25 protein-coding genes are annotated in these 21,101 nt (G+C 62.2%); 12 read left to right on the top strand and 13 right to left on the bottom strand.

Annotation, left to right across the window (positions count from 1 at the left end):
• Positions 1-3 precede the first annotated feature (3 nt).
• The 8 genes from IVB45_RS18690 to IVB45_RS18655 all read right to left on the bottom strand — a co-directional run bounded on the left by IVB45_RS18690 (position 4) and on the right by IVB45_RS18655 (position 6,758).
• Positions 4-1,005: a tail fiber protein gene (locus tag IVB45_RS18690; RefSeq protein WP_247359323.1), complete on the bottom strand. Its 1,002-nt coding sequence runs from the start codon at positions 1,003-1,005 to the stop codon at positions 4-6.
• Positions 1,005-1,355, bottom strand: a complete 351-nt coding sequence (locus tag IVB45_RS18685) for a hypothetical protein (RefSeq protein WP_247359322.1) — start codon at positions 1,353-1,355, stop codon at positions 1,005-1,007. The genes IVB45_RS18690 and IVB45_RS18685 overlap by 1 nt, the downstream gene beginning before the upstream one ends.
• A 581-nt stretch (positions 1,356-1,936) precedes the next feature.
• Positions 1,937-2,845, bottom strand: coding sequence for a hypothetical protein (locus IVB45_RS18680; RefSeq protein WP_247359321.1), 909 nt, complete (start codon positions 2,843-2,845; stop codon positions 1,937-1,939).
• Positions 2,838-4,091, bottom strand: coding sequence for an AAA family ATPase (locus tag IVB45_RS18675; protein ID WP_247359320.1), 1,254 nt, complete (start codon positions 4,089-4,091; stop codon positions 2,838-2,840). Before IVB45_RS18675 ends, IVB45_RS18680 begins: the two co-directional genes overlap by 8 nt.
• Entirely contained in the window at positions 4,088-4,321 is a 234-nt protein-coding gene (locus IVB45_RS18670; protein WP_247359318.1) for a hypothetical protein, read from the bottom strand. Before IVB45_RS18670 ends, IVB45_RS18675 begins: the two co-directional genes overlap by 4 nt.
• Positions 4,322-4,538: 217 nt before the next feature.
• Positions 4,539-4,748, bottom strand: a complete 210-nt coding sequence (locus tag IVB45_RS18665; protein WP_247359317.1) for an AlpA family phage regulatory protein — start codon at positions 4,746-4,748, stop codon at positions 4,539-4,541.
• A gap of 103 nt (positions 4,749-4,851) precedes the next feature.
• Complete coding sequence (locus tag IVB45_RS18660; protein WP_247359316.1) at positions 4,852-5,484, bottom strand: hypothetical protein; 633 nt, start codon at positions 5,482-5,484, stop codon at positions 4,852-4,854.
• Positions 5,484-6,758: a site-specific integrase gene (locus IVB45_RS18655; RefSeq protein ID WP_247359315.1), complete on the bottom strand. Its 1,275-nt coding sequence runs from the start codon at positions 6,756-6,758 to the stop codon at positions 5,484-5,486. The genes IVB45_RS18660 and IVB45_RS18655 overlap by 1 nt, the downstream gene beginning before the upstream one ends.
• Positions 6,759-7,307: 549 nt before the next feature.
• On the opposite strand from IVB45_RS18655, the gene IVB45_RS18650 reads away from it, so the two are divergent.
• Positions 7,308-7,643 (top strand): zinc ribbon domain-containing protein, encoded by a 336-nt coding sequence (locus IVB45_RS18650; protein ID WP_027566962.1) that lies wholly within the window; start codon positions 7,308-7,310, stop codon positions 7,641-7,643.
• Positions 7,644-8,307: 664 nt separating this feature from the next.
• Here IVB45_RS18650 and IVB45_RS18645 read toward each other — a convergent pair.
• Positions 8,308-8,592, bottom strand: a complete 285-nt coding sequence (locus tag IVB45_RS18645) for a hypothetical protein (RefSeq protein WP_247359314.1) — start codon at positions 8,590-8,592, stop codon at positions 8,308-8,310.
• Between the two features lie 16 nt (positions 8,593-8,608).
• Complete coding sequence (locus tag IVB45_RS18640) at positions 8,609-8,788, bottom strand: hypothetical protein (protein WP_027566961.1); 180 nt, start codon at positions 8,786-8,788, stop codon at positions 8,609-8,611.
• A gap of 519 nt (positions 8,789-9,307) precedes the next feature.
• Between IVB45_RS18640 and IVB45_RS18635 the strand changes: the two genes are divergently transcribed.
• Positions 9,308-10,051, top strand: a complete 744-nt coding sequence (locus IVB45_RS18635; protein ID WP_247286035.1) for a DUF2786 domain-containing protein — start codon at positions 9,308-9,310, stop codon at positions 10,049-10,051.
• 41 nt (positions 10,052-10,092) lie between these two features.
• Here the strand turns inward: IVB45_RS18635 and IVB45_RS39080 are convergent, their stop codons facing one another.
• Complete coding sequence (locus tag IVB45_RS39080; protein WP_346015300.1) at positions 10,093-10,299, bottom strand: hypothetical protein; 207 nt, start codon at positions 10,297-10,299, stop codon at positions 10,093-10,095.
• Between the two features lie 307 nt (positions 10,300-10,606).
• On the opposite strand from IVB45_RS39080, the gene IVB45_RS18630 reads away from it, so the two are divergent.
• From IVB45_RS18630 to IVB45_RS18615, 4 genes are all read left to right on the top strand, one after another.
• Entirely contained in the window at positions 10,607-10,903 is a 297-nt protein-coding gene (locus IVB45_RS18630; protein WP_247359313.1) for a hypothetical protein, read from the top strand.
• Entirely contained in the window at positions 10,878-13,127 is a 2,250-nt protein-coding gene (locus IVB45_RS18625) for a VTT domain-containing protein (protein WP_247359312.1), read from the top strand. The genes IVB45_RS18630 and IVB45_RS18625 overlap by 26 nt, the downstream gene beginning before the upstream one ends.
• Entirely contained in the window at positions 13,127-13,831 is a 705-nt protein-coding gene (locus IVB45_RS18620; RefSeq protein ID WP_247359311.1) for an endonuclease/exonuclease/phosphatase family protein, read from the top strand. The genes IVB45_RS18625 and IVB45_RS18620 overlap by 1 nt, the downstream gene beginning before the upstream one ends.
• A gap of 128 nt (positions 13,832-13,959) precedes the next feature.
• Positions 13,960-14,151 carry a hypothetical protein gene (locus IVB45_RS18615; protein ID WP_007610384.1) on the top strand — a complete coding sequence of 64 codons (192 nt, stop codon included), beginning with the start codon at positions 13,960-13,962 and terminating at the stop codon, positions 14,149-14,151.
• A 49-nt stretch (positions 14,152-14,200) separates the two neighbouring features.
• Here the strand turns inward: IVB45_RS18615 and IVB45_RS18610 are convergent, their stop codons facing one another.
• Positions 14,201-14,425, bottom strand: coding sequence for a hypothetical protein (locus IVB45_RS18610; RefSeq protein ID WP_027566955.1), 225 nt, complete (start codon positions 14,423-14,425; stop codon positions 14,201-14,203).
• Between the two features lie 250 nt (positions 14,426-14,675).
• Here IVB45_RS18610 and IVB45_RS18605 point away from each other — a divergent pair, with 250 nt between their 5' ends.
• The 3 genes from IVB45_RS18605 to IVB45_RS18595 all read left to right on the top strand — a co-directional run bounded on the left by IVB45_RS18605 (position 14,676) and on the right by IVB45_RS18595 (position 16,949).
• Entirely contained in the window at positions 14,676-14,993 is a 318-nt protein-coding gene (locus IVB45_RS18605; RefSeq protein WP_247359310.1) for a DUF1476 domain-containing protein, read from the top strand.
• A gap of 41 nt (positions 14,994-15,034) precedes the next feature.
• Positions 15,035-15,340 (top strand): hypothetical protein, encoded by a 306-nt coding sequence (locus IVB45_RS18600; RefSeq protein WP_247359309.1) that lies wholly within the window; start codon positions 15,035-15,037, stop codon positions 15,338-15,340.
• 673 nt (positions 15,341-16,013) lie between these two features.
• On the top strand, positions 16,014-16,949 hold the full coding sequence (locus IVB45_RS18595; protein WP_247359308.1) for a septal ring lytic transglycosylase RlpA family protein: 936 nt from the start codon (positions 16,014-16,016) through the stop codon (positions 16,947-16,949).
• Here the strand turns inward: IVB45_RS18595 and IVB45_RS18590 are convergent.
• On the bottom strand, positions 16,943-17,899 hold the full coding sequence (locus tag IVB45_RS18590; protein WP_247359307.1) for an alpha/beta hydrolase: 957 nt from the start codon (positions 17,897-17,899) through the stop codon (positions 16,943-16,945). The two genes, IVB45_RS18595 and IVB45_RS18590, sit on opposite strands and share 7 nt — an antisense overlap.
• Before the next feature lie 151 nt (positions 17,900-18,050).
• Here IVB45_RS18590 and IVB45_RS18585 point away from each other — a divergent pair, with 151 nt between their 5' ends.
• From IVB45_RS18585 to IVB45_RS18575, 3 genes are read left to right on the top strand one after another with little or no spacing between them, the layout of a single operon-like run.
• Complete coding sequence (locus IVB45_RS18585; RefSeq protein WP_027566950.1) at positions 18,051-19,313, top strand: D-alanyl-D-alanine carboxypeptidase family protein; 1,263 nt, start codon at positions 18,051-18,053, stop codon at positions 19,311-19,313.
• A gap of 2 nt (positions 19,314-19,315) precedes the next feature.
• Positions 19,316-20,002: a dTMP kinase gene (gene tmk / locus IVB45_RS18580; RefSeq protein WP_027566949.1), complete on the top strand. Its 687-nt coding sequence runs from the start codon at positions 19,316-19,318 to the stop codon at positions 20,000-20,002.
• On the top strand, positions 19,999-21,045 hold the full coding sequence (locus IVB45_RS18575; protein ID WP_027566948.1) for a DNA polymerase III subunit delta': 1,047 nt from the start codon (positions 19,999-20,001) through the stop codon (positions 21,043-21,045). The genes tmk and IVB45_RS18575 overlap by 4 nt, the downstream gene beginning before the upstream one ends.
• Positions 21,046-21,101 lie beyond the last annotated feature (56 nt).

The raw sequence follows: 21,101 nt of genomic DNA, 5'->3' as shown, positions 1-21,101 counted from the left end.
AGATCAGATGACCCTCAGAAGCTTGTTCAAAATCATGGTTGGCTGGACTACGCGGATGGGAGTGCTGGTGCCACCCTGCGCGGTGCCGGTGAAGGTAGCAGATAGGTTGCGGTTGACGCTGCCTGTTGGCCCGATATCGTTTAGGTAGTTGTTGTTTAGACCGTCGAGGGCGTTACTTTGCCGATAAAGTATATTTACGGTGCCGGCCACCGTGCCCGTCGGCGTATATGGCGGCAGGTTTCCCGTCACCAGTGTCGTGCTCTCGCCACTTGAGCCCACGCCGCCAAGTGTCGTCGCGCCAGTGCCAAAATAAGTCGAGGTGAGACGACTTGCTGCGCTTCCGCCCATGTCATCCTTGCCTGCAATCACACGGCCGCGAAGATCGGGGACGTTGAATGTGGTTGACCCATCGCCGGTCCCGTATGTGGTGCCTACGAGCCCGAATAGGGTCACGTAAGTCGCGCGCGAAATCGCCTGTCCGACCGGGAAAACAAAATTGCTGCTCGGCACGGCGGGCCCGATAAAATCAACTAACCCACCAATCGGCACGGTGAACGGGAGCTGGTAGAAGTCCTTGAGGCGCCAGGTATTGCCGGAGCTGTAATACACCAGCGTATAGACACCGCCAGTCAGCAGCGTGGCACTTGGGACCGGGGTGGTCGATGAAACGGTATCAATGATGATGGGGTCGGCACCAAGACCATCGACGTTCAGCGTCGGGCTGGCACCATTCGTAGTGTGGATGGTGACGGCAATCTCGGCGCCGTTCATCGTAGACTTGGAAAAGAAGCCGGTGTTGCTCGTCAACGTGTAAGCTGTCGAGGTGCCGCCAGTGATAAGCAAGCCCGCGGTGTCGTCGCGGTATTTTGCAACGCTTGCCATGGAGGCACGAGCGGAGTCGTTGACGGCCGAGGGCGCCATTCCCTCCTGCCAATTCACCGCGGGATCAGCGTTCGCGTTCGCTGCGGCAGTCTGTGACCATGCCGGCACGCCGGTTTGGGCCATTAGGCGTGCTCCATCGACTTGGGCACCACGGGATAGGTGCGCACCACGCGGTCGCCATCTAGGCGCAACGGCAGCGGCTTCAATCGCCAGTGCAGCGCAGGGTCAAAGGGCCGGTTGTCCTCATTCTCGATCGGAAGCCATTCGCCGCCGTCTTGATCTTTGGATGGGTTGAAGCCGGTCGCGATCAACTCGCCGCCCCGGACCAGGCAATACTGCTGCTCGCCAACGGGGAATCCTTCCAGCGCCAGTGCGGCGTCCGCTAGTGAGCGGAGATAAGCCGACACAGTTAGGCCCTTGCGCTCGGCAGCGGCCTTCAGAAGCTCCTCGCGGGCGTATCGAAACTCAGGCAACGGAATCTCCAAATCAGTTACCGAGAATGTAAGCCTCGCGTCCGACAATCGCCATGTAATTTGTACGTAGGATTGTACGCTGTTGGACGCCTGTAGACTTTTTCTTTGATTTGCCGCGAGATATCGAGCGTTCAAGCAGAAGACGTTTCCGCCTAGGAGGCTGTTCGAGCCATCAGCATCTCGTCGCGGAGCGCACCGAACGAGAGGAGACATTCCGCCTTCGGCGGCTGGCTTCGCCAGCATCTGCCGGGTTGGTTACGTGGTTACGGTTACGGTTACATCTCGGTTACGGTAACCGCAGGGTCCAGGTGGTTACGTGGTTACGTTACATTCCACCACCCTATAGGGGTGGATGTAACCGTAACCCGTAACCGTACCCTCGCGCGCGCGTAGTTGTTTCGTTTGACTCGGCGAGAGAGCCACATTTCCTTCAATCTCCCAATCTGGGACTTTGATCGGGTGGCGTAACCTTCCAACCCCGTTGCTGCATCAACTCCAGCGCAGCCCGTACCTGCATGTCCGAGAGCTGGCACAGCGGAGTGTGATGCTGGAGCATTCGTGCAAGCTCACCGACATCGGCTTCAGACAGCATGGTGTGTCCCCAGGTAGTGCTTCCTCAGCGCGGCCTCGACGATCCCAAACACGGCTTCCGGCATCACGTCAGATGGCGCGATCTGCTCGATAAGCTCAGACACACGGGTAATGCGCGCCCACGCTTCCGGCGTCAGGTCTGCCGGCGGCGGAACGGGCTGATAGGTGAGTTGCGGAGGAGGACCAGCCGGACGTTCTGGGGCTGGCTCCCGGCCATCAACGGTCCTCGTTCGGCCATCCACCGAGCGCATCAGGTCGGCCACCGAGGCGTCGGCACCGTCACGGATGTCGTATCCAATCCGGACACTCTTGGCCCCCTTGGCGCGGGCGTCCTGAGCTGCCCTTTCGATAGCTGCGTCATACTCTGGGGTATCCCTGGGAATGAGCGAGCCGTCCTCCCTGAGCATCGGATGGACAATTACGCGGACAGGGTCTTTCCATCGGATCGTGTTGTCGGCCGCGACGCCAATCAGCTCGATCTTGTTAATGGCCTCGCCTTCCTGGACGTTCTGGCCCAACAGCTCCATCTTGTCCCCGTAGCGCTTGGGGAAGAGCCGGCTGGCGGTCCACTTCAGAGTGTCCACCTTGAGCCGGTCGCGCTGCACCTTGGCGTGGTTGGCAACGGCAGAGGTCTTGCCGTCCTTGCCCTGGTCGAGGATCACGTCACCGGACTCATCGAAGGCGATAGTCAGGATCTGCTCGGCGTAGAAGTCCATCAGGGCTTCACGGGCTTCCGCGAACCGCTTCCGAAACTCGGGGTTTGATGCCAGCCACCGATACACGGTGACGCGGCCGGGCATCCCTTCATTGGCGCAGATCTTCAGGAGACCTTGGCCGTTCACCATGCTGTCGCAGATCGCGTCCACGACCTCGGGACTGTATTCTGAGGGTCTAGCCATTGTTCACCTTCCAGATGGCGGCGTATTCGCGGACAAGCCCCTTGTCGCGGAGTTGGGCTTTGACGTTGTGCAGGGTGGCCTTGCGGGCAATGCCTATGCCGATATCGCGGGCCTTGGCGTTCCAGTCCTCGGTGCTTAGTCCGGCCGCTCCAGCGTCCCGCAGAAGCCGATACATGGCTTCCTGCGTCTCGGTCAGCTTGGCCTCTCGGGGTTTTGCCGCAACTTGCGCCGAAACCTCCTCGGCGCTGATGATGTTGACTGTTTGCGGGTCGCCGTCGCGATCGGGACCAAAATCAACAACCTCAGATGCGAAAGAGAAAAGCGGGCCGTCCGGTATGTCGTTCGCCTTTGCAACGGTCGCCGTCTTGATGGCGTCACCGTTGATTGTCACCAGAACGTCAACGTCACCGTAGAGGGCATTGGAGCCTCGGGCGCCTCTGGCTTCGTCCTTCCCCGTATGCCCAATCAATGCGATGTGCGGTTGCCCCAGCTCGTCCTTGATGCGCTGGAGATTGGCGAACACTCTGCCTTGGTCTTTAGCGCTGTTTTCGTCACCGCCGCCGGCAGCGATCATCTTGGCGAAGGTGTCGAATATCAACAGTCCCGCGCAATGGCACTCAGGGAGATGACCGAAATACACCTCTGCACGCCGCACCGCCTCCACCACCAACGGCACGGTTGCCGGGTTCATCATGTCAAGCATTCCGCTTTGCACGAGGATTGGGAGGGGATGGTTATCAGGCAATCCCAGCTTGCGGCGATGGGCGATAAGTCGTCGCTTCACCAGATCGGCCCGCTCTAGAGCGAAGTAGATCACGCCAATAGGGTTTTCAGCCGCCCTTCGGCCAAACCACGATTGCTTAAGCGCGATGCTTATTGCCGCCGACGCCAGAAGTGCCGACTTCATCCCGCCAGGCGGCGCAATCCACGCCGAGGTTTCGCCCCAAGCAAAGATGCCTTTGACGATATGAGTCTTTGCGCAATCGTCCTCGAGAAAAATATCCTCAAGGGGTTCAAGCCGCAAAGCCGTCCTGTTGGGGACTTTCAGCGCAGAGAGGCGAGAGCGCCGCTCGTCATGCTCGATCGTTTTGGCGTCGAGGGCGCTGTTATCCTCGATCGGAGGAAGGCCCGCTCGATCGCGGGCTAGTGCCTTAAGGCGAGCTTTTTCCTCGGCAGCCAGCAAATAGCCTGCATCCGACCGGCTCATATTGATCGGCTCGGGTTCCGGAAATTCGGGCTCAATCATTCGCCACCCATCAATTCCGGGTACACCAAGTCAAGCGCGCCCATGTCCTCCAGCTTGGCGTCAACCTCATCTGAGGTCATGCTGCCGGCCTTCAATGCGATGCCGATCCTGGTAGCCTCACTGTCGAGCCAACGGGCGCGGCTGCACATGAAGCGCAGGCCGGCGAGCTGAAGCAGCTTGCGGATTTTCGGATCGGTGACGATCAGCGGGCGGAATTCGTCGGGGCTCACGTGTATCATGCCGGGATCCTCCGACGACGCCGGACAACCACGATCGGCGCACCGAACACGCGCGCAGCGAGGGCAAGCGCGAAACGACGCTCTGCGGTAGGATCAGCTTGAATTGGGGGGAGAGAAGAGATAGATTCCGAACAGATCGAAGCGCCAGCCAGATCAGATTTCGGAACCCCCCGTGCCGCCAGCGCGGGGTTTTCCATATGGGGTTTCATCAGGCAGCGGCCTCCACTTGGGGGGCCTTCCACTCGCCGCGCTGATACGCCTCCACTTCATCTTCAAACCAAATCCGGGTATGCCCGTCCGGGTCCAGTTTCTGACCGCTTGGAAACTTGCTGTCCTTGATCTTCGCGTAAAGGGTTGAACGGGCCCAACCCGTGCATTCCAGCACCTTCGGCATCCGAAGGACTCTGCGCGCCGCCATTTTGATTTCTCCTAGCACGTCCAACCGGAGTGATTTGGACGTGGCTAGAATCGCAGGCTTCGGTATCCGCCGCTATTTGTCGCGTGTCGGAATTTGTCGGAGTTTAATTGCCGACAGAGCCCAACACCCGAGCGCGGGCCTTGCGGCAGGTGTCGCGACTGGCGCCGAACTCAGTTTTCATCTCTTCCTCGCCCATCCTCACCAAGTCGCCGTGCGCGGCGTTATAGGCGATCATTGCCGTTTCTACCTCTCCCAGCTTGTTTGACTTGGGGCCGCGACGACGCTTGCCTGGGGTCTCCTCCGCTTGCTTCGTCGGCCAGAGCGCCAGAACGTCTGCTCGGTTGACGCGAAGCCCGGTAAACCTTGCGCCACTTGCAACGGTCGCCCGATGCTCTAGGCCGGGCTCTCCGTTCGTCCGGTGAGTATGCCGTTCTTCCCAATCGAAGGTGATTTTCGCGTCCTGCCATTGCAGCTTGGTCAGTTCCGCGCGCTCGCCATTGTGCAGGCCGGTTGCTGCGATGCTACCGCCTTCAAGGGCGTTCTTAAGCGTCGTTTCAGCATCCTTAAAGGCGCGATTTGGGGTTAGCTCCTCGTCCGAGAACCACGCGGCCTCCAGGCCATCACGCCAAAGCTCATCCGCGCTTGCGATGTCGCGGCACGCAATCCACGCCATCGCCATGCCAAGGGACCAAGTTGGCATCTGCATCGGGTTCTGATCGATCGTTTTCCCGTCCATTAAGCGCGCTCCCGAACCTGATTGATTTGCACAACGTTGTCGCCGGCCGGCGCCTTTGCTTCGCAGTAGCCAGCCCAATCTTGCATCAGCCGAACGCGCTTCTCCCGTTGATCGCCGCGACGGTAGGCCCGCTCTGTCTTGTCGCTAACAATGTGAGCCATTGCCATTTCGGTCAGCTCGTTGGCGTAAGCTGTCTGCTCGGAAGCCCAATCCTTGAACGTAGAGCGGAAGCCGTGAACGGTGGCGGTGTCGCCGTCGTAACCCATTTCCTTGAGCGTTTCGGCCATCGCCATGTTGCTCAGGCCGCTGCCTGCCTTGCCGCCCGGGAAGATGAAATCGCTTTCGCGGGGAAGATCCTGCAAGATCGCCATTGCCCGATCCGAGAGCGGAATGACATGGGCGGACCGGCGCTTGCCCTTTTTGCCCTTCATCAGCTCGCCCGGAATCGTCCAGGTCCGCTCTGTCTCGTCAATCTGATCCCACTTCGCGCCGATCGTGTTTGCGGTGCGGGTGATGTTGAGCACGGTAAATTCAAGAGCCCGTGCGCTGATTCCGTCGCGCTTGCGCAGCTTCGTCATGAAGGCCGGCAACTTCTTATAGGGCAGGGCAGTGAAGTGCTCCACCGGGGCAACCTGCGATTTTGCGGGCAAGAGTTGATCTAGATGCCCCACCCACCGAGCGGGGTTCTCACCATCCCGCAGGCCCATGGCCTTGGCTCGGTCTAGTATCTTCTCAATGCGCCCGCGGACACGGCTAGCGGTCTCGGTCTTTGTGGTCCAGATCGGCTCCAGTATTTTCATGACGTGCGGGCGATCAACCAAAGCCACCGGGAGGTTGCCGATGGTCGGATAAGCATAAGTCTCCAGCGTCGCGGCCCACTGCGCGCCGTGCTTGGCGCTCTTCCAGCCCGCTTGGTTGGCCTTGATGTAGGCTTCGGCGCACTGCCGGAAGGTCGTTGCCTTGGCCTTTTGGGTCTCTCTGTCGGCCACCAGCGCGAGCTTACGGACGTTCCGCTCCTCGATAGGGTCGCGGCCATCGACGACGATCAGTCGCTGCGCCTGTGCCAGCTTGCGAGCATCCTTGAGGCTTACTTGGTCCAGGTCCCCGAGCCCCATCTTGCGAGCGCGGCCGGACAGCATGAACCGGAAAATCCAGCTCTTCGTGTTGAAGCTCGACACCTGCAAATAGAGCCCGTTTCCGTCACCGTAGAGGCCCGGCGGGATGTCGGTTTTCTTGATCCATTTGTCCGAGAGCTGATTGACTGCGCGTCCCATATTGTGCCCCTACGTATGTCTCTACGTACAAACCAGACGTGGAACCTATCGGACTAATTGGGACGTGTCTAGACACCAAAGACGTGGTAACCTCTATTTTTATAGGGCTTTCTTAGACTCTACTGGACATGGCAGGACTCGATAAATGATCCCACCCCTTCCGCCATCTTCTAGTCCGATGGCGTCCTAATCCGTCTTTCTCTGTCGAAGAGGCGCTTGATCTAAATCGGCCGGGTTCGTTGGTTGGGCTTGGTGGCAGCGCGGGGTCCGGCAGCGTGCCCACGTGGTCTGGTGCCGCTCGGCGCCGGAACGGACGGCCTCTCCATTCCCATGTTCGCAAGCGGCACCCCTTCGGCGCCGGGTGGACTCTCCATGGTCGGCGAGAAAGGTCCCGAGCTGGTCAACTTTCCGCACGGCGCGCAGGTTTTCAACGCCAGTCAAACGCGGGGAATGCGGGGATCAGAGCGGCCCTGCTGTGGTCATGCGACGGTGTGCTGGGAGTAGCTGCCGAACTTGTGGACTGGCCGCCCCGCCGCTACGATTTGCGGCATGGGACGGACCAAAAAGCTGATCGATTGCCACGACTGCGACCACCCGGTTTCACCGAGTGCGTCGGCCTGCCCAAATTGCGGCTCGAAGGTGCCGTTCGGTCCTCCCATTCTTCACCGCAAAAGGCCCCCGATCTATAACGTCGAGGCGCGCAACGACCGCAACATGGTCGTCTTTGCCGGAACGCTGGGAGGCTTAGGCGCAGCCTATGGATTTGCGACAAGCGCGGGGCCGCTTAGCGCTGCGCTGCTGGTCACGTCGTACGGCATGCTGGGTGTCTTGGCGGGCGTCCCGCTTGCGGCGTTGTTCAACATCACGCGCCGGCTGTGGCGATAGCGCCCCCCGGAATCTGGGAAGTCCTAGCGTCGCTCCCGGCGCTCTGATCCGCAATTGATCGGCAGCCGGGAGCATGGGGGCTGGTAAGGAAGCGGTGCCATTTCTACATCCGAGTGACTATCCGGGCCGCTTGGGATTCCGGTAGTCTTACGGAATCCTTTTTCGGAACACGGTGTTCTACTGTGAGAACACCGGCGAGATTTAAGTACCAGTTTGCAATTTGACCGGGATGGCCGCAGTGGGGGCTGGAACCACCCTGCGGCCTTTCGCTTTAGCGAAACCCATTTCTAAGTTGAGCCGTACCGTCTCTGGGGCGAAGTCGGCGGAGAGTTCGTGAGCATTCAAATTATTATAGCCGCCATGCTGGAGCGCGAGCTAGCAGCGCGCGGCGTGCAATCGTTGGGACATTCCGATTGCATGGAGATCGTCGAGAACCTGCTCGGGCGACTGAAAGATCTGGACCGGGAGTTAGCTGCGCGAGGCGCCAACCAGGCGGTAGGCTCATGGAGAGGCGGCCCCGGGTCGGAGGGGCCGGGGACTGGTTAGACCGAGGCCGCGACGCGGGAGCTTTGGCATTCTCTTGTTCACGATGCAGGTTCGCGAGAGTTGCAATCGATCGCGGATCGATATTTGCGATCTGCGGTCTGGCAGGCGAGCAATCCGGTCAGCCGGGACGCGTCGCGCCGTGAGCACGATGAGTTTTAGATCGTCTTCCGGTGTCCAATGGTCGGTGCGTATTTGTCCGCTCCAGGCTCAAGATGCTGAGGCCATCAATTGCCGTGCAGAACAAGCCGCGTCGCTTGATTTCCCCTGCAAGAGCTTCCGCGCGCAGCCTCGCTGGCAATCCGATAAAACGCGTGCCGGCTAGCCTATCTGCTTGCACCTCTTGGCGAATGAACTCGTGCATCCGCAGAATGAACTCGTCAGATAGGCCTTCGAATTCGCTCATGCCAGCCAATCGCGCGTCAGCCAAAGATATAGGCAACCAAAAAGGTGGCTGGCTGCCAAGCGATGAACCCAATCGCCTCCAGCGAAACAGCTGTGGCCAGGAGGGCTACAGCGCTGAAGGTGAGGGGAATGACGAGATCAAAAAAGTTGTGGGGCTCGTCTGCATCTGCAGTTTGAAATGCGGTTCTATTGGACATTCGAATATTCCTCTATTTCGAGGTCATATCGAATTCGACGCTCTCAGCAAAACGTTCGCTGGGGTTAACCTGACCGCTAAACCTTAACAGTGGTCCAGTCCCTTCAGGAATGTGTCGCGGCACAAAACCGATCGACGGCCTTGATCAGTGTGTCTTTCAATCCACCAGTCTGCTGCCGACTACTCAGCAAGCGCAGGGATCAAAGCCGGCTGACTGCAAGCTCGCGATACTGTGAACAAGACGCAGCCGCCAACGCCAAGGCGCCAACGCAACCTCGTTGGGCTTGTGGTGGTCTGCTCCCGACAATGATTTGTCAGCTGCGGTGGAAATAGAGCGAGAACGTCGATTGTAGTGAATCCTCGTCTCTGCATTTTATAGTCAGTGCGGCGAGTCGTGCACCGCACGTAGAAGGAGTGAGGTCCGTTCGAAAAAAGTCGAAGATCAATACAGTTGACAAGAGACCCCTCCCGCCGGTCTATCCGACCGGTTCTATCCGTCGCGTTTACCGGCAGGTAATCAGTGCATCAGACCTCCACTCCGGCCTCCCTCGACAAGCTGAAGCTCCGCATTCAGGCGTTGCGTTCCAAGACGATCGCCAATGGCTGCACCGAGGACGAGGCACTGTCTGCGGCCGCCAAGGTCGCCGAGCTGCTGGATCGACATGATCTGTCGCTCTCCGACGTCGAACTGCGCGCGTCGTCGTGCGAGCGGAGGGTCTACGAGACTTTTCGCAAGAAGCGCATTCCGCTGGACGACTGCGTCGGCGCGATCGCTCATTTCTGCGATTGTCGGGTCTGGCGCGAGAAGAACGCGGCCGGCGACAACCGCTATGTGTTCTTCGGTCTCGGCGCGGATGTCGAGGTCGCGCATTATCTGGCCGAATTGATCGACGGTGCCGTGCGCGCTGACCTTGGCCGCTTCAAGACCTCGGTCGACTACGGCAGGTTCCGGCACCAGGAGCGGCATCTGGCCAATGCCTCCTTCGCGCTCGGGATGGTGGCGTCGATCGCGGACAAGCTGGTCGCGATCAAGGCCGGTCGCGATCAGGTCAACGAAAGCACCGGCCGCGGGCTGGTGGTTCTCAAGACGTCGGTGGTCGATGCGGAGTTCGACAAGCTCGACCTGAAGATGCGGACCCAGCGTAGCGCCAGCCGGATGGTGTCGATGACGGCCTATGAAGCCGGTGGCGCCGCCGGCGCGTCGCTCGCCATCAATCCCGGGCTTGGCAAGTCGCAGTCGGGGACCACTCCCAAAGGACGCTGAACGCGTCGGGGGAGGGCGTGCAGCGTCGCCATCATTGCAGTTCAGTCGATCGACTTCTCGAGCTTCTTGGCTGCGCGGAAGTCGTCCATATGCTGCAGGTTCGGCCCGTACGCGGCCTCCTTGGTCAGCAGGTGGTAGATCCGGGCCACGACGGTTTGCAGATGTTTCATGCGTCCGCGCGGCATCGCCCGGGCCTTGCAAAGGGCTCGGACCGCATGCGCCCGGAAATAATCAAAAGCGTCTGACATCGCGGACATAACGTTCCGCTCGATGATTGGTTCTTGGATCAGTTCTTGTTCGCGCGTCCAAAAACGTCTCCAGGAACGCTGTCGAATGGGAGAACTTAGCCAGGCACGAAGCTATGGGACGGGCGAGGCATGTTCTTCTTTTTCTCGAACCGGCTGGGATGTCTCGGCTCGCTGCTGGTCTCCGGGTTGATCACTCTCGCGCTGCTGTTCATGTTTGGGATCGTTCGGTTCTAAACGCCCGCGCGTTCAGGAACCTGGCCCTCGCTGACCAGTTGTTCGCACGCTGGTCCAGCCACGGAGGGCGCCCTTGGAAAGTACGATCATCGGAGAATTCGACACGCGCCGCGGCGCCGAGCTTGCGGTTGAGCATGTCGTGCAGGAATGCGGCGTGCCGCGAACGGACGTCTTCGTACAGCCGGTCGGCGACGCGAACACGTCGGGGACACGCCCGGCCGGTCCTGACGCCAAGGCCGCGCCCGCGCCGGAGGGGCATCAGAAACTGGAAGGCCGGATCGAGGTTTCCGTGGATTTTCACGGCGATGCGCCCGAGAAGATCGCGGACGCCTTGAAGGGCGCAGGTGCAAAGGCGGTCCGAACCAAGTAGCGGCAATCGTGCGGGTCGGCGCCGTGGCTCAGCATGCGGGCAGGCCGCACGCCGTGGCCATGACGATAAGGAACCCCTCGCGCGTTCGGTGCGTTTAGACGCGAATGCGAATGGCGAGGTTGACCTGCTTCAGAGCTCATCGACCCTGATCCCCGGCGACACCGTCTGGCGGCGGTGCGAGGCGCGGCGTGTGGCGGTTCTGAACGATGCTGCCGCTTATTTCGCGGCGCTGCGGGAGGCACTGCTGCAGGCGCAGGATCTCGTCTATATCGTCGGGTGGGATATCCATAGCGAAACCAGGCTGGTCGGAGAGTCCGGGCGAGCGGATGATGGTTTGCCGGAACAGCTCGGCCCATTGCTGCGCGCGCTGGTCCAACGGTGTCCCACCTTGCGGATCAACATTCTCGTCTGGGACTTCGTCTCGTTCTACGCTTCCGAGAGGGAATGGAATTCCGCGGCCAAATTCAGCGCCGACACCGACAGCCGCGTCCGGTTTCACCTGGATTCCACACTTCCATTTGGGTCGGCCCAACACCAGAAGATCGTCTGTGTCGATGGTTCACTGGCGTTCGTCGGCGGGCTCGATCTGACGATCAGGCGCTGGGACACAAGTGATCATGGCGCCGATCACGCCTTGCGCTGCGATCCCCAGGGCAAGCCATATTTGCCGTTTCATGATGTTCAATGCGTGGTCGACAGGGATGCGGCGGCGTGGCTGTTCGACCTCGTGGAGCAACGCTGGCGCGCGGCGGTCCAACAGATTGATGATCGGCGCCCGCTGAAAAGCTTGCGCTGGCCGGCGAATGTGCCGGTCGAGGCCCGGCATATGCCGGTGGGTATCGCCAGGACCGAGGTGGTTTGTCCGGCAGGTTCGACAATCAGGGAGGTGGAACGCTCGTTGATCGCAGCGATCCGGTCCGCGACGAGCTTCGTGTACATCGAGAACCAGTTCACCAGCGCCACCAGGATCGCGCGCGAATTGACGGAGCAGATGCTGCGCGTGCCTTCGCTTCGGGCTCTGGTCGTCACGCCAAAACTGCATTCCTCGTGGCTGGAATCCCAGGCCATGCAGAACGGCCGGGGCGCCTTCATCGACTGCTTCAGTTCGGCCGGCGTCGCCGATCGCATCCGCTTCGTCTACCCGGTGTCGGGGAACGGGGATACGGAATCGGCCGTGATGGTGCACAGCAAGCTCATGATCGTCGACGATCGGATCTTGAGGATCGGTTCGGCCAATTTGAACAATCGGTCGATGGGCGCCGACAGCGAATGTGACCTGATCTTTGAAGCCGCCTCAAGCGAGCACCGGGACTTCATCGCCTCGGTCCGCCGTCGCCTGATCGCCCATTTCTGCGGTCTCGATGAACAGGCCGTCGCGGAAAACGACGATCGTCTTTTTGCCCTGCTGGACGAGGTTTCGGGAGCCGGTGGGACGAAGGCGTTGCGGGACGTGGAATCCTCGGTGCTGACCAGCGCTCTGGCCACGATGGTTCAGCCCGTGGCGGACCCCGAGCGGCCTCTACATCTGGAGCGCGCGGCATCGCGCATGTGGAGCACGAAGACGATCATCGGGATGGTCTCGATAGCCGTGGCGCTTCTTGGACTGGCGATGGCCTGGTCGTACACGTCCTTGAGCGATTTCGCCGACGCGGGCCGGATGTCGACGCTTCTGTCTGCCTATTCGCAGTCCGTCTGGGGGCCGCCGTTCGCGATTGCAGCTTTCGTGGTCGGAGGGTTGGTCGTGTTTCCGGTTCTCGTGCTCATTGCGGCAACTGCTGCCGCACTGGGGCCGTGGCTGGGCTTCGTCACTGCCATGACCGGCGTCTCGCTCAGCGCCTTTGTCCTGTTTGCGATCGGACGGGCACTCGGGCGCGAACGCCTGCAGCGTTTGCTGGGGCGACGTACCGCGCGCATCCAGGAACGTGTCGTCGGCAAGGGCATTCTGGCTGTCGTCGTCATCCGGATGATTCCGGTCGCACCGTTCTCGGTGGTGAATGTCGTGGCTGGCGCGAGCACGCTGCCTCTGCGTGACTTCCTGATCGGAACGCTGCTCGGCATGACGCCCGGCATTCTCGCGATGGCAGTTTTGGGTGCTCAGATCGCTGATCTCGCCAGGAATGCGTCCTGGGTCAACATATTGCTGCTCGCACTGGCGTTCCTGGGCTGGCTCGCGATCTGCGCAGGCGCGCAATTCGTCGCGACGTGGCTCGCCGGGAGGCGTTGATGGCGCCGATGCGCTTCATGACGTGGAATGTGCACGGCACCTTCAATCTCAATCCGAAGTTCGATCTCGAGGGAATCTGTTCCATCATTCGCAAATGGGCTCCCGATGTCGTCGCGCTTCAGGAGGTGGATTCGCGATCGCGATCAGACGATCCGTTTGCGAAGCTGGCGAGTGTCGTCGGCGATCACGGTGTTCACGCCAAGTCGATCGTCACGGCGGATGGCGAATACGGCCAAACGCTCCTGAGCCGGTTTCCATTCTCCGGCCCGCCCGAGATCGTCGACGTGTCGTATCGTGAGCGCGAGCCGCGCAGGGCGATTGCAGCGGGACTGCTGACGCCGGTTGGCGATGTCCGCGTGGTGGCCACGCATCTCGGCCTGAGTATCTACGAGCGCCATGCGCAGGCTCAGGCGCTGGTGAGCCTGGTGAAGCCTGGAAGGACCGTCGTCCTCGGGGATTTCAACGATTGGTTCTGGATCAAATCGGTGCGGCGCGTGCTCGCGCAGACCTGCCCAAACCGGACGCGGCTGCGAACTTTCCCGTCGCATTTGCCCCTTCTACGGCTCGACCGGATCTATGCAACGTCCGACAGCCGGATCGGGAAAGTCTGGACCGACGAAGGGGCGAGGGCCTATTCGGACCATTTGCCTGTTATCGCAGACATCGAGATCTCCATCGGCTCAAACGCACCGTCAGCGCGATAAAAAAGTGCTGTCTACAGAAGGACTTGGCTACTGTGCATGGGGTTGTTTTCGCACATTATGCAGTCGGCCCGCAGTGCCGCTCAGCGTGACCATGAGGAACTCTTTCCTCACCCCCGCGTTATCTGGCCATGACGGAAGACATTTCCTACCGGCGCAAGCCCTTGACCCCCGAGCAGCGGCAGGCGCGCGATGCGACACGCCGTATCGAAGCCGAAAAAGCCATGCGCGAACACGAAGCCGCGCAGAAGGCGTTCTATGCCAACAAGGAGCGGCTGAGGGCCGAACGGTTGGCACGTGAACAGACGGAGGCGAAGGGCTGACCGCACGCGGTCGCCCCGTCAAAGATGTCCTTGCCCGAGAGCGCTGGCCTCAGTGCCGGTGCGGGACGCGCGTCACGCTCAACGCCTGCTTCAGCGCCTGAACGGCACTTGCGAAAGGTCTGCGAGGCGATTGTGCCTCGATCGCTTCGGCTGCGACGCGACAATCATCAGCGACCTTGAGCAACCCGCCTCGCGCGAGGTCCATGGTGGAGAGGGCTGCCTGCTCCAGGCAGACCCGTTCAAGCCGTCGAAACTCCCGCAGTTCTTTGTTCATGCGTCAGCTCTCGATGTCCCCGGGCCATGCGGCGCTGAGTCTGCTTAACGAATGGTAAACATCCCTCCCTAGCTGAGCTGGCTGGCGTAGAGCTGGTCGGTGCCCTGCAGACGCCCGGTGGGCGCAGCCGAGCGGGCTTGACGGCGCTTGGCTTCCGCCGGAAGCTTCAGATGACCCTGACGTGAACCACGGAGACGTTCGCTTCCAGCCAGTCCGATCCCGATCAGCGAAAACGACAATGGAGCTGACCATGACCACGTTCGACAAGCGCGAGCAGGGCTTCGAGGCCAAATTCGTCCACGACGAGGAGCTCATGTTCAAGGCCACGGCCCGGTCCAACAAGCTGCTCGGGCTCTGGGCCGCAACCCAGCTCGGCCTCAGCGGCGATGTCGCAGCCGGCTACGCGACGGCGTTGGTGACGGACCATCTGGAGAGGCAGACGATGGACGAGATCCTCGACAAGGTGTCAGGCGATCTTGCCGCCAAGGGCGTCGCGCGCGACCAGGTGGCAGCCAAGCTTCAGGAATGCATGCACCAGGCCTTGCAGCAACTCGAAGCGGACAAGTGAAAGCAAGCCGGCCCTCGACGGCTGGGATCGGGAGGCGGGTGGTGTCTTGCGGAGGAGTATTTTGGAGCAGCTTCGGCACATCGCCCGGCGCGATCACGCTCGCTGCTGCGATCCTGGTCGGCTGCAGCGGCGCTGAGGTATCGGCCACGCCGCTGACGCCATTTCGCTACGAGGCGCAGGCGCAGCGTCATTGCCCGCACGACCGGGTCGTCTGGCTCGATTTCAGCAAAGGCGTCTACTACGGCAAAGGCCAGAAGCGGTACGCCCAGGGATTTGACGGCAGCTTCGTCTGCCTGAGCGAAGCCCGTGACAGCCTGTATCGGCGTTCGCTGCTTGGACTGCGGTAAGCGTATTTTTCGGGAAGTGCCGGGTGCTCAGGCGAAGGCCAAGGCCACGAGGCTGGAGCACAGCAGGACCAAACCACCGGCGGTCAATGCCAGGAAGCCATCGGATACGAGGTCATGGTTGCGCATGGGACACCTGCCGCTCTCGTCTTCGATGCTCGATCGGATCGCTTAAAAATGTCCGAACGCGCCGTCTTGAAAGGGTGATGCTTGCCGCCCGCGCGAGTGCCTCAGGCCCTCGTGCGGTAACCTTCAAACGCATGGGCCAGGAAGATCCCCGCGCTTACCAAACCCATCAGTGCCGAAACCGTCTCGATCATCGTCTTATTCCATTCCGCCCTGCACGCGAGAAAACGCGGGCGGCCTTGCACAGTCAAAAGAATTCCAGTGAGCGGCGCGACAATGGGGGTGGAGTGAGGATTTGGCGCAACAGAATGTCCGGCCACGGCACAGAGCAGGGCGCCCGCGCCCCGTAGTTCAACGGGGCGAACGCATACGCCCCGTTTACCATCCCGGCGTGAACGCTGTGGGCTCCCCATTTCCGCCGTGTTCGGGTTGCGTTATCGTTACCACTTCCGACGCGGTGGTGGGCCGCCTCGGAGCAAAGGACCGGATAGCGCTGCCCCGTAGCCAAAGCGGGTTAGGTACGCCTCCGGCGAAATGGTATTTGGGGCGAATGGGGATCCGTCAGTCAGATTCGGTTTTGCGGGTCGCGCGCGCTGCTGCGGCGGCCGCGACCTGCCTTGCGCTCGCCAATTGCGCCTCCTCCAACAAATTCGCCAGCCGCGTCGATCCGAAATACGGCGTGTCCTCGAGCCCCCGGGTGGTGGCTTTGGGCGATCCGGTCCCGAAGGGCGGCGGCGCCTACCGCGTCGGCAAGCCCTATGTGGTGGGTGGCCGGACCTATGTGCCCGAAGAGGACGTCAACTACCGCGCCGAGGGCATGGCCTCCTGGTACGGCGACGATTTCCACGGCCGCCTGACTGCCAATGGCGAAGTGTTCGACATGGGCTCGCTGACCGCGGCGCATCCGACCCTGCCGATGCCGTCCTATGCGCGAGTGACCAACGTCTCGAACGGCAAGTCGCTGATCGTCCGCGTCAATGACCGCGGGCCCTACCACGGCAACCGGCTCATCGACGTCTCGAACAAGGCCGCCGAACTGCTTGAATTCAAAGGCAATGGCATCGCCAAGGTCCGTGTCGAATATGTCGGGCGGGCGCCGCTGGAAGGCTCCGACGACCGCCAGCTGATGGCGACCTTGCGCACCGGGACCCCGGCGCCGTCGCCCTCGATGGTCCGTGTCGCCTCGGCGAGGCCGTTCGTGCCGGAGTTGCCGTCGTCGAACCGCGGCGCCATGCGCGGCGACGTTCCGACGCCGGAGGGACGGCCCTACAATCTTGGCAACACCTCCCCCGACATGGCTTCACTCAGTGCGACCTCGGAAATGTCGGCCTCGAGCCGTAACCGGGGCCGGGCGCTCCAGAACGCCCGCGCCGTGTCCTATGATGGGGACGGACGCTATGCGACCGAGAGCGCGCCGTCCGGCGCCTACGCCTCGGACGGGGCTGCTGAGGCCCGCGGCATCCTGAGCGGCCGCGGCCTCTACTGAGCCGCGCTTTCCTTCAAGAACCTCACCAGCGCCGCATTCACCTCGTCGGGCCGCTCCTGCTGGACCCAATGGCCGGCGCCCTCGATGATCAGCTTTCGCTCCAGATTGGGCAGCACGCGCTTGAGCTCGTTGACGCGCTTGGCTCCGATCAGGCCGGTGATGACGGCGTCTTTCGAGCCGGCAATGAAGAGCGAGGGCTGGTGGATCTGCGCATCCTGCCAGGGCGCCGTCAGCTCCCAATTGCGGTCGAGGTTGCGATACCAGTTCAGCCCGCCACGAAAACCGGATTTGCGGAAGGCTTCAGTGAAATAGGCAAGGTCAGTCTCGCTGAGCCAGGCCGGCAGAGGCTCCTCCGGGTTGCCGTGGCCGAGGAAGCCCTTGCCCTCCTGCACGAACATTGCCGCGGAGGGATCGGCAAGGCCCCGCCCGCCGAGCACGATGCGCATGGTGCGCGCGACGTCGTGCTCGAACTCGGCCTCGGCAACGCCGGGCGCCTGGAAATACTGCCAATAGAAATTGCTGATGCCGCCCTGGCGCAGGAGGTCGAGCGGCTTGCCGCGGCCGCGGAAGGGCGGCGGCACGCTCAGGCCAGCGACAGCCGTGAAGATGTCGGGCCGGAACAGCGCCGCGTGCCAGGCCACCGGAGCACCCCAATCGTGGCCGACCACCATCGCCTTGGTCTCGCCAAGTGCCTGCACGAGGCCGACGACGTCGCCGACCGTGTCGAAGATCGAATAGGCCGTCGCCTCGGGCGGCGCTGAGCTTTGGCCATAGCCGCGCATGTCGGGGGCGACGACGCGAAACCCGGCCTGCGCCAGCGCCGGGATCTGGTGGCGCCAGGAGTAGGAGAGTTCCGGCCAGCCGTGGCATAGCACCACCAGCGGCCCCTGACCGGCTTCGCGGATGAACAGGTCGATGCCATTGGCCTTGATTACGCGGGTGGATGACATCGCTTTTCCGCCTTGTTTCAGGGGTTTGGTCAGAAAATCTGAGGTGCCACGATAGGGGCGGGACGAGAATCGTGCAATCTCGGGACAAGCGGCCACCCCGTGTTGTTCGCACCCGCTCCAACTGTTAGAACGCCGCTCTCAGGGCTTGGCCATGGAATTTCATCTTTCCTCGTTGGGGCGCACCCGGTTCATCGCCGGAGCGCTGGCGCGCGGGCTGATCGCGACGGCTGTGGTGGCGGCCATCGGCTGGGGCGGGGCGCTCTACGCCGCCAACCAGAGCGTTCAGGGCGCCAAGAAAACAGATGATGCCGGCTTCGACGGCGACGCCCCGACCGCGATCCTGATCGAGGCGTCCAGCGGCAGCGTGCTGTTCGAGAAGAACGCCGACGAACTGCGTGCGCCCTCGAGCATGATGAAGCTGATGACCGCCGAGGTCGTCTTCAACGCCATCAAGAAGGGCGACATCAAGCTGACCGACGAATACCGGATCAGTGAGAACGCCTGGCGCCGGGGCGGCGCGCCCTCCGGCGGCTCGACCATGTTCGCCGCGATCAACAGCAAGGTCACCGTCGACGATCTCCTGCACGGGGCGATCATCCAGAGCGGCAACGACGCCTGCATTGCGCTCGCCGAAGCCATGGCGGGCAACGAGCGGATTTTCGCCGCCGACTTCATGACCAAGCGCGCCCGCGAGCTTGGCCTGACGAAGTCGACCTTCGGCAATTCCAACGGCTTGCCCGACCCCGCCAACAAGATGACGGTGCGCGAGCTCGGCATCCTCGCCCGGCACATCATTCTCGATTTCCCCGAATTCTATAAACTGTTCGGCGAGAAGGAATACACCTGGAACAAGATCCGCCAGCCCAACCGCAATCCGTTGCTCAATTCCATGGAAGGCGCCGACGGTCTGAAGACCGGCTACACCAAGGAAGGCGGCTACGGCATGGTCGGCTCGGCCGTGCAGAACGGCACGCGGCTGATCGTCGTCGTCAACGGGCTGGAAGACCCCGAAGATCGCGCCACCGAAGCCAAGAAGATGCTGGAATGGGGTTTTCGCAATTTCGAGACCCGCACCCTGATCGCGGCCGATCAGCCCGTCGGCTACGCCAAGGTGTTCGGCGGCGAGAGCCGTTCGGTGAAACTGGTCGCCAAGACGCCCGTGAAAGTGATGGTGCACAAGAACGGCAGCGACAAGCTGATCGCGCGCGTCGTCTATAGCGGCCCGGTGCGCGCGCCGGTCGAGGCCGGGCAGAAGGTCGGGCTGGTCAGGGTCTGGCGCAGCGGCAACATCGCGGTGGAGACGCCGGTCTATGCTGCAGACGCGATCGGCACTGGCTCGACCGTGCGCCGCGCGATCGACGGCGCCAGCGAGCTCGTGATCGGCATGTTCCGTGCGGGCGCCGAGAAGCTCTGATCATGAGTGAAAGTGCGGTAAAGTGGCCGTCCGGACGCGGGCGTTTCGTCACCTTTGAAGGCGGCGAGGGCACTGGCAAGTCGACCCAGATCAAGAAGCTCGCCGATCGTCTCAAGGCAGCCAGGATGCGCATCCTCGTCACGCGCGAGCCGGGCGGCTCGCCGGGCGCCGAGATCATGCGGCATCTGGTGCTGTCAGGCATGGGCAAACTGCTCGGACCCGAGGCCGAGACGTTGCTGTTCGCGGCCGCGCGCGACGACCATGTCCGCACCGTGATCCAGCCCGCGCTCAACCAGGGCACCTGGGTGCTGTGCGACCGCTTCGCCGACTCGACGCGGGCCTATCAGGGCAGCCTCGGCCGGGTACCGGCGGCGCTGATCAACGCGATGGAGCGGGTCACGATCGGAGATCTCAAGCCGGACCTCACCATCATCCTTGATCTGCCGGTCGAGATCGGCTTGCAGCGCGCGGCCGCACGCCGCGGCAGCGGCACGCCGGACAGGTTCGAGGCCGAGAAGCTCGGTTTCCATCAAGGTCTGCGCGAGGCCTATCGCAAGATCGCAGCGGACGATCCTGCGCGCTGCGTGCTGATCGACGCCAATTCCGACCCTGATACGGTTGCCGGACGCATCTGGACCGCGTTGCGTGATCGCCTGCTTCCGACGCCGGCATCGGTGGTGTCCATATGAGCCCGCGTCAGACCGAGCGCGAAACCGCCATTTCTCATCCGCGCGAGACGAGCGTTCTGTTCGGCCATCGCGAGGCCGAGACCGCGCTGCTCGCCGCCTATCGCAGCGGGCGCATCCCGCATGCCTGGCTGATTGGCGGGCCGCAAGGCATCGGCAAGGCGACGCTGGCCTATCGGATGGCTCGCTTCGTGCTCGCTCACGGCCAGCCGCTGGCGCTTTCGGTGCAGCGCGCCGAGGATCTCGCCATCAATCCTGATGACGCCGTGGCGCGGCAGGTTGCGGCGAGCTCGCATGGGGGCCTGTTGACGCTGGAGCGCACCGCCAACGATCGCGGCGTGATGCGCACGGTAATCACCGTGGACGAGACGCGCGAGACGATCGGTTTCTTCGGCTCGACCGCGGCGGCCGAAGGCTGGCGCGTCTGCATCGTCGATACCGTCGACGAGCTCAATCCAAATGCCGCCAACGCGCTGCTGAAAATTCTCGAGGAGCCGCCGCAGCAATCGCTGTTCCTGCTGGTGAGCCACGCGCCGGCGCGCGTGCTCGCCACAATTCAGTCGCGCTGCCGCAAGCTGCGCCTGCGCGCGCTCGCAATTGACGACGTGATTGGAGCAGCCGCCACCGCGGCCGATCTCGACCCGAATGATCCGGCGTTGCGCGAGGCGGCGGAGGCGTCCGAGGGCAGCGTCGCGCGGGGGCTGACGCTGCTCGGCGGTGACGCCCTGAAGCTCCAGCAACGTACGGCCGCGCTGCTGGCGCGACTGCCGCAGGTCGATCCGCGCGAATTGCACACGCTCGGCGAATCGCTCGGCACGAGCGACCGCGTTGCGCTTGCCGCCTTCATCGACGGCATCGATCGCTGGATCGCGGAACGCCTGCACGCCGACGAGGCCAATGCCAACCAGAACCTGCCGCGCCTTGCGCGCCTAGCTGAGGTATGGGAAAAGATCGTCCGCGCCGCGCGCGACACCGAAACCTACAATCTGGAGCGAAAGCCCTTGGTTTTCTCGGTGTTCGGCTGGCTGGCGGACGCAACGCGCTAGAGCATGATCCGGAAAACTGTGCAGCGGTTTTCCAATGGGATCATGCTCAAGACAAT

The organism is Bradyrhizobium sp. 4, assembly GCF_023100905.1.
GTDB lineage: Bacteria > Pseudomonadota > Alphaproteobacteria > Rhizobiales > Xanthobacteraceae > Bradyrhizobium.
The sequence above is the reverse complement of the archived record's forward strand: the minus strand, read 5'-3'. Positions and strand labels throughout refer to the sequence as shown.

Bases quoted from the DNA above. Each gene is read 5' to 3' on its own strand.
- IVB45_RS39080 (WP_346015300.1), bottom strand. From the start codon at position 10,299: ATGTCAGACGCTTTTGATTATTTCCGGGCGCATGCGGTCCGAGCCCTT.
- IVB45_RS18595 (WP_247359308.1), top strand. From the start codon at position 16,014: ATGGGGATCCGTCAGTCAGATTCGGTTTTGCGGGTCGCGCGCGCTGCT.
- IVB45_RS18640 (WP_027566961.1), bottom strand. From the start codon at position 8,788: ATGTCCAATAGAACCGCATTTCAAACTGCAGATGCAGACGAGCCCCAC.
- IVB45_RS18650 (WP_027566962.1), top strand. From the start codon at position 7,308: ATGGGACGGACCAAAAAGCTGATCGATTGCCACGACTGCGACCACCCG.
- tmk (WP_027566949.1), top strand. From the start codon at position 19,316: ATGAGTGAAAGTGCGGTAAAGTGGCCGTCCGGACGCGGGCGTTTCGTC.
- IVB45_RS18575 (WP_027566948.1), top strand. From the start codon at position 19,999: ATGAGCCCGCGTCAGACCGAGCGCGAAACCGCCATTTCTCATCCGCGC.
- IVB45_RS18590 (WP_247359307.1), bottom strand. From the start codon at position 17,899: ATGTCATCCACCCGCGTAATCAAGGCCAATGGCATCGACCTGTTCATC.
- IVB45_RS18660 (WP_247359316.1), bottom strand. From the start codon at position 5,484: ATGGACGGGAAAACGATCGATCAGAACCCGATGCAGATGCCAACTTGG.
- IVB45_RS18585 (WP_027566950.1), top strand. From the start codon at position 18,051: ATGGAATTTCATCTTTCCTCGTTGGGGCGCACCCGGTTCATCGCCGGA.
- IVB45_RS18680 (WP_247359321.1), bottom strand. From the start codon at position 2,845: ATGGCTAGACCCTCAGAATACAGTCCCGAGGTCGTGGACGCGATCTGC.
- IVB45_RS18645 (WP_247359314.1), bottom strand. From the start codon at position 8,592: ATGAGCGAATTCGAAGGCCTATCTGACGAGTTCATTCTGCGGATGCAC.
- IVB45_RS18665 (WP_247359317.1), bottom strand. From the start codon at position 4,748: ATGGCGGCGCGCAGAGTCCTTCGGATGCCGAAGGTGCTGGAATGCACG.
- IVB45_RS18620 (WP_247359311.1), top strand. From the start codon at position 13,127: ATGGCGCCGATGCGCTTCATGACGTGGAATGTGCACGGCACCTTCAAT.
- IVB45_RS18675 (WP_247359320.1), bottom strand. From the start codon at position 4,091: ATGATTGAGCCCGAATTTCCGGAACCCGAGCCGATCAATATGAGCCGG.
- IVB45_RS18690 (WP_247359323.1), bottom strand. From the start codon at position 1,005: ATGGCCCAAACCGGCGTGCCGGCATGGTCACAGACTGCCGCAGCGAAC.
- IVB45_RS18655 (WP_247359315.1), bottom strand. From the start codon at position 6,758: ATGGGACGCGCAGTCAATCAGCTCTCGGACAAATGGATCAAGAAAACC.
- IVB45_RS18605 (WP_247359310.1), top strand. From the start codon at position 14,676: ATGACCACGTTCGACAAGCGCGAGCAGGGCTTCGAGGCCAAATTCGTC.
- IVB45_RS18615 (WP_007610384.1), top strand. From the start codon at position 13,960: ATGACGGAAGACATTTCCTACCGGCGCAAGCCCTTGACCCCCGAGCAG.
- IVB45_RS18610 (WP_027566955.1), bottom strand. From the start codon at position 14,425: ATGAACAAAGAACTGCGGGAGTTTCGACGGCTTGAACGGGTCTGCCTG.